Genomic DNA, 11,512 nt, shown 5'->3' with positions numbered 1-11,512 from the left:
GTCGACACGTCGCCAATGTCCTTGGCGCCACCCTCGCTGAACTTCGCCGGAAGCGGCATCTCCGGAGGAACATGGTCCGGGCCGCTCACACAGCCTGACAGAACAGACAGTGCGGCAAGGATTGCATATCGGCGCATAGGGTCTCCAATGGGATGCTCGGCGATTCTCTAACAAACTATTACGGCGTATGGTTAATTTTTCACTTCCTCAATAGGCTTTTTCACGGCTGTCCAACGGGAGAGCGTCATGACGGGGGAAGGAGGCGATCGATACCCAAAAGGGTCTGCTAGTCACATCATTGCCCCCAAATAATATCATTGTATTCTAATCGATAGGATGTTATCTAATTCCATGACAACGAATCTGAAGCGAACCTGGGCCGAATTCGCACCCTTGCTTATGATCTGCGGGCGCGGGTGGCGTCGGGCTTTGAACGCCGTCCTGACCGATCACAACCTGTCCGACGCCAGCGCTGCGCCGTTGATCGCGCTGCTTCGGCATGGCGACCGGATACCGCAGGGTGTTCTGGCTGAACGGGTCGGTGTGGAAGGGCCGACCCTCGTGCGGGTTCTCGACAGTTTGGAAAATGACGGCTTGATCTGCAGGGTTCCCGATGAGGCGGACCGCCGTATCAAGCTGGTGCAACTCACCGGAGGAGGCACAGCGGTCGCCGAGCGCGCCGAAAGCTGTGCGGCGGAGCTGCGAGCACAGATCCTAGGCGACCTTGATCCTCAACAGGTCGAGGCCGCCTTGGAGGTCCTGCGCGCCATCGCGGCGAAAACCGCGGTCCTATCCGGAACACAGGAAAATGACGAGTAGCAAGAACGCGACCGATCCCAGCCTGGGAGACGTCGTCTTTTCCCTCAAGACCTTCACAGCCGCGATGCTGGCGCTTGGTATCGCGCTTTGCTTCGACCTGCAGAATCCCTATTGGGCGGTCGGTACGGTTTACATCGTGGCTCATCCGCTATCGGGTGCGAGCACATCGAAGGCGCTCTACCGCCTGATCGGCACGGCGCTTGGCGGCGGGGTTACGGTGATCCTGATCCCCAACCTCGTCAATTCGCCGGAGATGCTGACGCTTGCGATCGCCCTGTGGATGGCTTTTTGCCTTGGCGTCAGTCTGCTCCACCGAACACCACGCAGCTACAGTTTCATGCTGGCGGGATATACGACCGCTCTGACCGGCTTCCCGATCGTCGCAAACCCGGATACGGCCTTTACCTACGCAACTGCCCGTGTCGTGGAAATCGCGCTCGGCATCATCTGCGCGGCGGTTGTGAATCGCATCCTCTTTCCGCGACACGCCGGGCCGGTTCTGGCTGGACGTATCAATGCCTGGCTGCGCGACGGCGCTGACCTGGCCATCGGCACGCTGAAGGGCAGGGGCCGCGATCCCGCGCTGCTGGCCGCAGCCCGTCGGCTCGCTGCCGATGCGGTCGATCTCCATAGCTTCACCACCCATGTCGCCTATGACACCTCGGCGCTGCGTGACATCGTCGGTCGCACCCGGATATTGCAGCAGCGCATGGTTGCGATGCTGCCGATCGTTTCGGGTCTGGCAGACGTGCTGCATGCGCTCGAGAGGGCAACAGCGGGTAAATTCACGCCGGCCATCACGACGTTGATAGGCGAAGTCACGGCATTGCTCGAGAGTGGCAAACCGCTTGCCGAGGACAAACGACAGCAACTCCTTGTGCTGATGACCAGGGCGGAGGAGGAGGGACGCGCGCAACAGGAGTGGAACGGGCTGCTTGCCCATAACTTCACCGCACGCATCCGGGATCTCGTGCAGATATGGGGCGACTGTCTCAGCCTCCGGCAAGACATTGAATCCGGATCGCATCATGACCTTCGTTGGCGCCGGTTCGGCACGTCCTTCGACCGGGCTCCGATCCACAAGGATTATGGCATGGCCATTCATTCCGGCCTTTCGGTTATGCTGGCGACGTTCATCGCGACAGCCTTCTGGATCTATACAGGTTGGCCTCAGGGTAGCGCGGCTGCGATGATGGCCGGCGTGCTCTGCTGCATCTTCTCGTCGATGGACGATCCGGCGCCGATGATGATCAAGTTCGTGAATGTCGCCATTGTGACCGTCATTGCAGCTTTCGTCTTCGAGTATGGCCTGATGCCACTGATTCACAGCTACGTCGAACTCGCCGCCGCGCTCGGGTTGATGCTTGTGCCGGCCGGGTTGCTGATGACGAAGCCATCACTTGCGCTCTATGGCATGGGTTTCTGCGTGAACCTGCCGAACATGCTGACGCTGCAGGACCGCCTGAACCTCGATCTCGCGTCATTCGTAAATTCGAATGCGGCGATGATCATCGGCATGGTGATTGCCTGCGGAACGACAGTCCTCGTTCGCTCGGTCGGTGCTGAGTGGACCGCTTACCGTGTGCTGAGGTCGGGCTGGACGGATATCGTTGCTGCAGCGCGCCGACCCGAAGAGATCGACTTCACGAAGTTGCTCTACCGCATGGTAGACCGGCTTGGTCTGGTTGCGCCACGTCTGGCGATGATTCCGGCCGAGTCCGCAGTCGCACAGACCGATATCATGCGTGACCTGCGCAACGGTCTCAACACGCTGGATCTCCAGCGCCACAAGCAATTGGTATCGCGGGACAAACGCGAGCCGATCGAGAAGGTGCTCTCCGGTATCGCGGCCTACTACCAGCAGAAGCAGAAGAGCCGGGATGCGCAGCCAGACGAAAATCTGCTCACGATCCTGGATCAGGCGCTGGCGGCACTGGTCGAGGCCGGCAAGTCTTCGGCGATTGAGGGCGCACGCCGATCTATGACGGCGCTCAGATACACCCTTTACCCTGACGCAGCCTCCCTCCCTGTCGTCGCGGGCGCGGGAACTGCAAAGGAACATGCCGCATGAGGCCTGATATCGACATTTACGGGGTCTTCTTCCCGACGTTGGGCGCGATCGCTTTCGCAGCCTACCTCCTCAATTCCGTCCTGCGGCGGGTGCTGGCCTCCGTCGGTTTCTACCGGTTGGTTTGGCATCGGCCGCTTTTCGACACGGCCATGTATTTCTGCCTGCTTGGCGCCATCGCGCTGTCTCTGAACAAGGTGTCATTATGAAATCGCTTCTCGCTCATTCCGGTCGCTTCCTGCTCACCGGCGTCATGGTTGCCCTGGCGGGAGTGCTCGGCTGGCATCTCTGGGACTACTATATGGACGAGCCCTGGACTCGGGACGGTAAAATTCGTGCGGACGTCGTGCGGCTTGCCGCCGATGTTTCCGGGATCGTCAGCGAAGTGGACGCAAAGGACAATCAGGCCGTTCGGAAAGGTGACGTGATCTTCCGCATCGACCAGGCGCGTTTTGCGCTCGCGCTGCGTCAGGCCGAAGCGCAGATGGAAAGCAGCAAGGCTGCACTCGATATGGCAAGAAGCGATCTCGAGCTCTATCGCAAATTGGGTGAGAGTTCGGTAACGCGGCAGAAGATCCAGCAAGCCGAGACAACCGTCCAGCAGGACGAGGCCGCCTACAGCCAGGCGGTGATCAGCCGCGACACTGCACAGCTCAATCTCGACCGCTCCGTGGTGAGGGCGCCCGTCAATGGCGTGCTGACCAACTTCTCGATGAAACCTGGGAATTATGTGACGGCGGGCACTGCGGTTACGGCGCTGATCGACAGTGATTCCTATTACGTTGCCGGCTATTTCGAGGAGAACAAGCTGGACCGCATCCAGGTTGGCGACGCCGCACTTGTTTATCTGATGGGCAGCAAGACACCTCTCAAGGGACACGTCGATGGGGTGGCGGGCGGCATCGAGGATCGGGAGCGAAGCGATACCAGCGCCCAGCTCGCCAACGTCACTCCGACTTTCACATGGGTTCGGCTTGCGCAGCGCGTTCCCGTTCGCGTGGCGCTCGATACCCTGCCTGATGACACAGCCCTGGTTGCCGGCCGCACGGCAAGCGTCACCATCGTCAATTGATTGGGGCGGCTGAAGAGCCGCCTTCGAATACCGCAAGTTCACCGGTCTGGGCGCCCCAACGATGCCGGGAACGAAGCCGTTCGGCTCGAGAAAAACAAATGGTCGCCCGGTTCCAGGAGACAGCCGTGGACGATCGCCACGTCATAGAAATCACCACCTGGCTGATGCAGAGCGGACTTAAAGGCATGCCGGAAGCAGACCTGCTCGCCGGCTTTTGCGAACGGTGTCGCGCGAATGGGCTCCCGATCGAGCGTTCCGTCGCCGTCATGGACGCGCTTCATCCTATCTATGAGCGGAGAGCGTTCCGCTGGGACAGCAGGGAGCCGGTCGAACGCGTGTCGGAGTATGGTTTTTCCGGTCCCGGCGCGGTGGCTGACAATTGGCTTCGCTCGGCCTTCCATCACTTGGAAACGACGGGGTCGGGAGAGATCCGCAGCAGGCTGACCAAGGAAGATCCGGCCGACTTCTATCTGCTTGACGATCTGAAGGCGGCGGGCTTCACCGACTTTATCGCCATGGCGCATCGGTTCGGCGATGGCGGGGCAATCGGTGACATCGACTGCTTTTTCTCGCACTTCGCCACCCGATCAAAGGAAGGTTTCGCGGATGGTGACATTGCCGTGTTGCGGGATCTACTTCCCTGTTTGGCGTTGGCCGTCAAATGCGTGACGGTCAGCGGCGTGGCCGGCACGATCGCCAAGGTCTATCTCGGACAGGATGCCGCAAACCACGTCCTTCACGGCAAGATCACCCGCGGTCAAAGTGACCGCATCTCGGCGGCCCTCTGGTTTTCGGACCTCGCCAATTTCACGCACATCTCGGACACCGTAGATCCGGAAGAAATCATTCCGATGCTCAACGACTACGCCGATGCTGTGATCTCGTCGGTCCAAGAGGCTGGAGGCGAGGTGCTCAAGCTGATGGGCGACGGCACGCTGGCGATCTTCAAGGGCAGGCGACCGAGCGAGGCCTGTTCCGCGGCGCTGACCGCCCGGTCGCTGCTCGACAGGCGCCTGCTCGATCTCAATGCGCAACGTCGCATCGAGGGCAGGCCGGTGACCGACGTCTATCTCGGACTTCATCTTGGCGAGGTCTTTTACGGCAACATCGGCAGCGAGGATCGACTCGACTTCACAGTTATCGGACCTGCGGTAAACGAGGTCAGCCGCATCGTTTCCCTCTGTCGGGCACTGCAGCGGCGGCTTCTGATGTCGGCGAGTTTTGCCGCGATCGTTCCCCCGTCGCAGATCGACAATCTGCATTCGATCGGTCTGCATGTGCTTCGGGGCGTCAACCGTGCCCAGGAGCTGTTTACGATGATACCGGCTGCTTGAACGCGCTTGCCGCCGCCCAAGCAGGCCCAATTCGCAACGTAAATGCCAAGGTAACAAAGCCCAACGGCAGCCGTTAGCGCAGTCTGTTACCGTTACGTACTTCCGCCGTGCCGCCAGCTCGCTAAGATCGCTCAAACAAAGCCGACTGAGGCCGGGGTGGTCTTCATGGGCAAGGAAAACGACGAGGTAAGAACACCTTCCGATGCCGAGCGGCGAGGGCTACGTCGCTTGATGCTGAAGCTGCCCGCTGTCCGCGGACGACTTCAAACGATCGGAGAGAAATCCGAGCCGCTTCGCAGCCTCTGCGAAGCATATGAGGACGCAAGTTCCACGCTCGACCGGTTGAGAAGCGTTGCGGGAGGCGCAGACAGCGCGATGGTCCATGAATATGAGATCGTCTGTGCCGAGATCGAAGCCGACGTAATCAAGTACTGTCTCGAGCGCGGAGGCGGCGTCCCGGAATAGGATTGACACGCGCCTGCACTGATCCCGTTTCGGTTTTGTTAGCATTTCATATTGCAACCCCTTGTTTTCTGCTCAATAACCCCATTTGTTCTACTTGGCATTGAGCGTTGCGTAGCAGGGGCGGCAATGATGAAGGCTGAAGAACAGGAAGGCTGGGCTCACGAAGTTTCGCGCCCAGAGGCCCGTGCAGAGCTCGAGCGTCTGCTCGCCGACGAGCGGTTCAGAGCCACCGAAAGAAGCCGGAGCATTCTCAGATATATCACGGACCAGCAATTCGCCGGTTGTGCCGATGGTGTGAAAGCCTATTCCATCGCCATTGATGTCTTAGGTCGGCAAAGCAATTTCGATCCATCGCTCGACCCCATTGTCCGCATTGAGCTTAGCCGATTGCGGTCGTCGCTTAGCCAGTACTACGAAGCTTTTGCGGAAGAAGGCCGGGTTGCGGTTCAACTCCCGCGAGGGCGCTATATTGCGATTTTTACGCGGTCTTCGAGTGGCCTTCCACCGGTCGATGACGGAGAACATTCCGTCCCCACCGGCGGAGAGTCCCTGGCTTCCGTCGCTGACCAGAATCCGTTGAAGGTAGTGCCGGATGTCCCAGCGAGGTCCGTTCCGACCTGGCTGCTTGTAGCCACTTCAGCCCTGCTGATTGTCGCGGCCATGGCCGCTGGTGTTGCTGTCTATGCATCCCGCCCAATCACGACAGCCAAGCCTACGGTCGCAGTCACGCTAACCGCAGTCGATGAAGGTTTGCGCGAAGAGGCTTCCGTGACCCGCGACATGCTGCTGACTGCCCTGACGCAATTCCAGACGTTGACGGTTTCGCAGGCCCAGCAAAATGAAAGGCCGCTGGCCTCAGTGCTCCGTCCGGCGAAGTCGAACGCTTACGCAATCGACATGAAATATTATGGTGATGGCGACGACCGCACCATCTGGTGGCAGATTGTAGACACCGCGACTGGCGACCTCCTCAAATCCGGGCTTGAAAGGGTTGATACGAGCGGAAGGACCCCCGCGGCGGTTCGGGACGAACTGGTTGCACAACTCGCACGCCGCTTTGCGGCGACGCGAGGGGTCATCAACAACATCGAAGCACACGATGCTGCCGAGGATTCGCTTGGCAACGCATGCGTCCTGCGAGCAGAGTATGAGCCGGACGACGGCCGAGCATCGGGTACACGGACGATCAACTGCCTGGAGCGAACAATCGCCGCAAACCGCTATGATGCGGACGCCACGGCAGCGCTTGCGACGCGGCTGGCGGGTCAGGTGGAGGAGAGCACGACGGCACGAGCGCTCGAGCTTGCCAATCGGGCCGTCCACTTGGCGCCGCTCTCCGACCGGGCATATATCGCTCTGATGCTGGCGCAATTCTACGGCGGCAGGATTGACGCTGCGCTCGCTGCGGGCAATCGCGCGCTGGCGCTCAGCCCCAACAATCCCGATGTGGCGGCAAAGCTTGGCCTCGTCCTGTTTTCGTCAGGCTATTTCGATGCGGGTGTTTCCCTTGCGCGAGACGCCGAAAGGTCTGTCGATGTCGTTCCGCGCGACGCGGTTCTGGTGCTCGCCCTCGACGCTTACCGGCAAAAGGATTGGTCGGAGGCCACGCTGCTTGCAGACCAGGTAAGCGATACCACATTCTTGATCAAAGCCTTGCGGGTGGCGGCACTTGGCCAAATGGGATCGGATGAAGCGGGGCCAGGCCTTGCGGAACTGAGGAAGCTCGCGCCAGAGTTTGAAACGACCTTCCGCGAACAAACGACACAGCAGCGCTACCAGCCCGCACTATCCGCCTCCATCGAAGATGGACTCGTCAAGGCAGGCGCTCGCTTCAAGACCGAGGGCTTGGCGACTGCCTTTTAGTAGTCGGGTTTAGTCGGCCTCACTAACCACGACGTAGGTGCGATTGCGATATTCTATCCGGTCAGCGTCCCTGCGCCGTTGGACGCGGCTACCAAGGTCGAGGCCGTTTGCGCTGTCAGCCGCCATTCAATGCTGACCTGATCACCTTAGAATAGTCGCTCGACGTTGGCGCCGCCTGCGCCCGGCTGCTGATCTCGGCTTGCTTCCTGACTTCGTCGAGCGGCAGGCCGTTTGGGATCAGGTGGTGGTCGTAGAGATAGTCCGGCAGGTAACCGGATACTATGATGCGCCAGTCGAGAGGGATGCCGGGATCGATCAGCCGGGCGAGCTTGAAGACGATCGTCGTGCAGTTTGCCGTGATCGTCTGATAAAATTCGGGCTGTGCCGCCAACGCATTACCCTTATCGAGAAAGGACAGAAACAGGGCGCGGGCGACCTGCGGAGAGAGCCGGAGTGGATAAAGCGACACCGTTTCCCGGCGGACGTTGGTTCGCAGGCGAACGATGTCGCTCTCTTCAGCCGCAATCAGAACCAGTTCGAACTCCTTGAAGAAGCCGCCGATCTCCGAGAATGCTTCACCGCGTTCCTTTCGGATTTCGGCCGAAAATACGACGTGGCGACCGTCCGCAAAACCAAAGCTGACGAGGGTATGGGCGATCGCGGGGTTGCTCCAGACGGAATTCAGGAGGTCTACCGATTGGAGCGAGGAGAGGTCGTACTGCTCGGTCTGCCAAACCGGATCGAAGTCTTCTGCCGTCCTCCATTGAAAGTTCCGCACGTTGTGCAGCGTGATCTGATCGCCTGAGACGGTTGCGGTGATGCCATGGGCGACATCGGCGGCCCAACCCCTGTCGTTGCTAGGCTCGATGCTTTTCCACCAAAAGGAAACGGCGAGCATCGTGGCCAGCAGCAGCACGCTGGCGAGCATCGGCCGCCGCCTGACAGCCAGGATGGCGATCAGGCCAACGAGGGAGCCGGCGGCAATGATCGGCCATTTCCATCCGGATGGCGCCTGATAGTGGGCGGCGAGAGCAAACCACCCGATAAAGGCGATGACCACCAGCCGAAAAACGAGGCGGGTGGTGAGCGCCAGAACCTGCCATTTCGAGGAGGGAGCCTCGGTGGAGGTGATTGCCATTTTTCGCCCCTCGCGATGCGTCAGCTCACCATGGAAGCGGGCAATATCGCTCAGGCTCGCAGCAACCGCAAACGATCGGAGGAACCCGGCGCGTTTTGCGATCGGCGCGCTGGGCATTTAGATCATGTGGATGCAGCTGCGCCCGAGGTGTCCGAGAGGGCCTTGCGCAACCGCTCCTCCTGTTCCGGCGCCAGCGACGTTTTCAGGACGCGGCCGCGCAGCCCGTGGAGTTCGGCGAGAACCTTCTCCGGCTGCGCCTTGCGGACGAGGACAAAAAGAGCGGAAGAGGAGTTCGGTATGGTTGCGGCAAGAGACTTGATGAACTCGTCATCGATGCCATAGTCGGCGAGCGAGCCGGAAATCGCGCCGGTGCCGGCTCCAACAAGTCCGCCGATGGCAAAGCCGGCGAGCGGGTTGAGGAATAGCAAGCCGACCAGGCCGCCCCAAAGGGAGCCGGACAGCAGGCCGGAAGTGGCGCCGACTGCCGTCAGGTTGAGGCTCTGCTTGAGATGGACCTTGCCGGCCTCGTCGCGAACCACCACGACTGCATCCTCGAGGTCGACGAGGTATTCCTTCTTCAGGTTGTTCAATTTCAGCAGCACCTTGTCTGCTTCATCCATGGCATCAAAGCCGATAACGATGAGTTCTGACATTGTCCGTTCCTTTCGTTTTTAACAGCGAGGATATGGAGCATGACGGCTGGCGGACGTATGCCGCCCGGGCTATTGATCGAATGCGTAGATCTTCTTCCAGTCGGCTTTCATGTCGACGAGCAGCCAGTTGCGGGCGGCCGCCTCATCTAGCGCCTTGTCTAGCTTCCCGAACTCCGATTTGCGATCATAGGCGTATTCCCGATCTGCATCGGTATGATGAACGATCATCGCGAAGTGCGGTCCCTTGCCGGCCGTGACCCAACGCAGCATCTCGTAGTCGCCATCGGAATTGCCGGCTGCAAAGATCGGGAGTCTACCGATGAACTTGTTGATGCCCACCGGCTTGCCGGGGCCATCGTCGACGAAATCGACCTTTGGGAGCCGGTTCAGAACAGGCGTATCGCCGACCAGCGCATATTGCGTCGTAATCGTGCTGCCGACGACCTGTTCGGGCGGGATTCCATACGCCTTCTCGGTAATGGGGCGCATGAATTCAACACCGCCGCCGGAGACGATGAAGGTCTTGAAGCCATTGGCGCGCAGGTAGTCCAGAAGCTCGCGCATCGGCAGGAATGTCATCTCGTTATAGGGTTTGCCCGTCTTCGGGTGTCTCGCCGTAGCGAACCAGTCGACGACGATTTTGCGGAATTCGTCAGTCGTCATGCCGGCATGGGTGTCCATCGCAAGTTCGACGATGCCCCGTTCACCGCTCTTGGCCATGCCCTTGAGGTCGCCGGAAAGGATCGACTTGAAGGGTTCCTTCTCTTTCCATTCGGGATGCTCGGGAGCAAGTGCCTTGACCCGATCCAAAATGAAGCCCAGCTGGAAATAGAATGGCTGCTCCGTCCAGAGCGTTCCGTCGTTGTCGAAGACGGCGATGCGGTCCTCGGGCGCCACGTAATCGGCGTTGCCCTCCGTCGTCACTTTCTTGACGAAGTCGACAATTTCCTGCTTCGATTTGCCATCGTTCCAGGACGGGAGTTCCTGTGCGAGTGCGCTGACAGGGAGCAACAGGAAAAGCAAGAGGAAGCGCACAGACCGAGACATGAGATGCTCCTGATCAGGTTGCTACGCGCTTGATGCAGCGAAAGCCGACATGGCTGGTCGAGGTATCTTCCGGCTCGGCGTGACGTGCCGCCGGTCGATAGCGGCGGCAATAATTCGGGGCGCAAAGATGTGAGCCGCCCTTCAGTACGCGCCTCGGAATAAGAATATTCGGCTGGTTGGGATCGTAGCTGGCCTCTCTTGCGCCGCCGCGAGGGTTCTCAGGAATGCAGCAGGCTTTCGCAGCCGGCTCCGGATGACGTGTTGACCAGTAGTCCGTCGTCCACTCCCAGACATTGCCGATCATGTCATAGGCTCCGTAGCCATTTGGCGGAAAGGTGCGTACGGCTGTCGTTCGGTCCTTGCCGGCGGGCTTCGTGCTATGTGTCGGGAACGTGCCTTGCCAAGTGTTGGCCATGGCAACGCCATCAGGCATCAGCTCGTCTCCCCAGGCAAACTCTGTGTCTTCAAGCCCGCCACGCGCCGCCAGTTCCCACTCCGCTTCCGTCGGCAGATCCATGCCGGCCCATTCCGAATAAGCTTTCGCATCGGCATAGGCGACATGGACGACTGGATGGTCGAGCTTGCCGCGAAGATCGCTTAAGCCGCCATAGGGCCGCCGCCAGTTGGCTCCGAACTTGAACTTCCACCATTGCGAGATGTCGCTGCCGGTCACGGATTTGGGCTGTGTGAAGACCAGTGACCCGGCTCGCAGCATGTTCGGTAGGGCACCTGGGTAGTCCTTGGGGTCGGGCGCTTTCTCGGCCACCGTAATGTGGCCAGTCGCTTTCACAAATTCCTGGAACTTGCGGTTTGTGACCGGCGTCGCCTCGATCCAAAAGCCGTCCACAGTAACAGGATGGGCCGGCGCCTCTTCCGGATAGTGATCGTTAGAACCCATGACGAAAGTCCGGCCGGGTATCCATACGAGGTCGCCCTGGTCGTCGCCCTGACGTTGCGCCCGATGCCCCGTGTCAAATGCCAATGCCATCTTCGCCTCCGAGCGCTTGTCTTGAGTATCGCCGCGCTTTGCTTTCCCGGTAAGTACGTTACGGT

At 60.0% G+C, this 11,512-nt stretch carries 11 protein-coding genes; 7 read left to right on the top strand and 4 right to left on the bottom strand.

What is annotated here, in order from left to right:
• Window positions 1-363: 363 nt before the first annotated feature.
• The 7 genes from FHT76_RS38305 to FHT76_RS38275 all read left to right on the top strand — a co-directional run bounded on the left by FHT76_RS38305 (window position 364) and on the right by FHT76_RS38275 (window position 7,621).
• Window positions 364-819 (top strand): MarR family winged helix-turn-helix transcriptional regulator, encoded by a 456-nt coding sequence (locus tag FHT76_RS38305; protein ID WP_183861443.1) that lies wholly within the window; start codon window positions 364-366, stop codon window positions 817-819.
• Entirely contained in the window at window positions 809-2,890 is a 2,082-nt protein-coding gene (locus tag FHT76_RS38300; RefSeq protein WP_183861394.1) for an FUSC family protein, read from the top strand. Before FHT76_RS38305 ends, FHT76_RS38300 begins: the two co-directional genes overlap by 11 nt.
• On the top strand, window positions 2,887-3,096 hold the full coding sequence (locus tag FHT76_RS38295; RefSeq protein WP_183861392.1) for a DUF1656 domain-containing protein: 210 nt from the start codon (window positions 2,887-2,889) through the stop codon (window positions 3,094-3,096). The genes FHT76_RS38300 and FHT76_RS38295 overlap by 4 nt, the downstream gene beginning before the upstream one ends.
• Complete coding sequence (locus FHT76_RS38290; protein ID WP_183861390.1) at window positions 3,093-3,959, top strand: HlyD family secretion protein; 867 nt, start codon at window positions 3,093-3,095, stop codon at window positions 3,957-3,959. The genes FHT76_RS38295 and FHT76_RS38290 overlap by 4 nt, the downstream gene beginning before the upstream one ends.
• Window positions 3,960-4,084: 125 nt before the next feature.
• A complete protein-coding gene (locus FHT76_RS38285) occupies window positions 4,085-5,293 on the top strand; it encodes an adenylate/guanylate cyclase domain-containing protein (protein ID WP_259131614.1) in 1,209 nt (402 codons plus the stop codon).
• Between the two features lie 165 nt (window positions 5,294-5,458).
• Window positions 5,459-5,758: a hypothetical protein gene (locus tag FHT76_RS38280; RefSeq protein WP_183753940.1), complete on the top strand. Its 300-nt coding sequence runs from the start codon at window positions 5,459-5,461 to the stop codon at window positions 5,756-5,758.
• Window positions 5,759-5,887: 129 nt separating this feature from the next.
• Window positions 5,888-7,621, top strand: a complete 1,734-nt coding sequence (locus tag FHT76_RS38275; RefSeq protein ID WP_183861441.1) for a hypothetical protein — start codon at window positions 5,888-5,890, stop codon at window positions 7,619-7,621.
• A gap of 115 nt (window positions 7,622-7,736) precedes the next feature.
• Here the strand turns inward: FHT76_RS38275 and FHT76_RS38270 are convergent, their stop codons facing one another.
• From FHT76_RS38270 to FHT76_RS38255, 4 genes are all read right to left on the bottom strand, one after another.
• Window positions 7,737-8,759 carry a DUF4105 domain-containing protein gene (locus FHT76_RS38270; RefSeq protein WP_183861387.1) on the bottom strand — a complete coding sequence of 341 codons (1,023 nt, stop codon included), beginning with the start codon at window positions 8,757-8,759 and terminating at the stop codon, window positions 7,737-7,739.
• A 122-nt stretch (window positions 8,760-8,881) separates the two neighbouring features.
• The gene (locus FHT76_RS38265) at window positions 8,882-9,412 is read right to left on the bottom strand and encodes a DUF1269 domain-containing protein (protein ID WP_183753944.1); all 531 of its coding nucleotides are present in this window, start codon (window positions 9,410-9,412) and stop codon (window positions 8,882-8,884) included.
• 69 nt (window positions 9,413-9,481) lie between these two features.
• Complete coding sequence (locus tag FHT76_RS38260) at window positions 9,482-10,459, bottom strand: HAD family phosphatase (protein ID WP_183861385.1); 978 nt, start codon at window positions 10,457-10,459, stop codon at window positions 9,482-9,484.
• A gap of 13 nt (window positions 10,460-10,472) precedes the next feature.
• On the bottom strand, window positions 10,473-11,447 hold the full coding sequence (locus FHT76_RS38255) for a formylglycine-generating enzyme family protein (RefSeq protein ID WP_183861383.1): 975 nt from the start codon (window positions 11,445-11,447) through the stop codon (window positions 10,473-10,475).
• Window positions 11,448-11,512 lie beyond the last annotated feature (65 nt).

Source organism: Rhizobium sp. BK176 (assembly GCF_024808055.1).
This window is presented reverse-complemented; position numbering and strand designations above follow the sequence as displayed.

Excerpts from the sequence above, each read along its gene's own strand:
- FHT76_RS38300 (WP_183861394.1), top strand. The coding sequence starts at position 809 with ATGACGAGTAGCAAGAACGCGACCGATCCCAGCCTGGGAGACGTCGTC.
- FHT76_RS38295 (WP_183861392.1), top strand. The coding sequence starts at position 2,887 with ATGAGGCCTGATATCGACATTTACGGGGTCTTCTTCCCGACGTTGGGC.
- FHT76_RS38290 (WP_183861390.1), top strand. The coding sequence starts at position 3,093 with ATGAAATCGCTTCTCGCTCATTCCGGTCGCTTCCTGCTCACCGGCGTC.
- FHT76_RS38280 (WP_183753940.1), top strand. The coding sequence starts at position 5,459 with ATGGGCAAGGAAAACGACGAGGTAAGAACACCTTCCGATGCCGAGCGG.
- FHT76_RS38275 (WP_183861441.1), top strand. The coding sequence starts at position 5,888 with ATGAAGGCTGAAGAACAGGAAGGCTGGGCTCACGAAGTTTCGCGCCCA.
- FHT76_RS38270 (WP_183861387.1), bottom strand. The coding sequence starts at position 8,759 with ATGGCAATCACCTCCACCGAGGCTCCCTCCTCGAAATGGCAGGTTCTG.
- FHT76_RS38265 (WP_183753944.1), bottom strand. The coding sequence starts at position 9,412 with ATGTCAGAACTCATCGTTATCGGCTTTGATGCCATGGATGAAGCAGAC.
- FHT76_RS38260 (WP_183861385.1), bottom strand. The coding sequence starts at position 10,459 with ATGTCTCGGTCTGTGCGCTTCCTCTTGCTTTTCCTGTTGCTCCCTGTC.
- FHT76_RS38255 (WP_183861383.1), bottom strand. The coding sequence starts at position 11,447 with ATGGCATTGGCATTTGACACGGGGCATCGGGCGCAACGTCAGGGCGAC.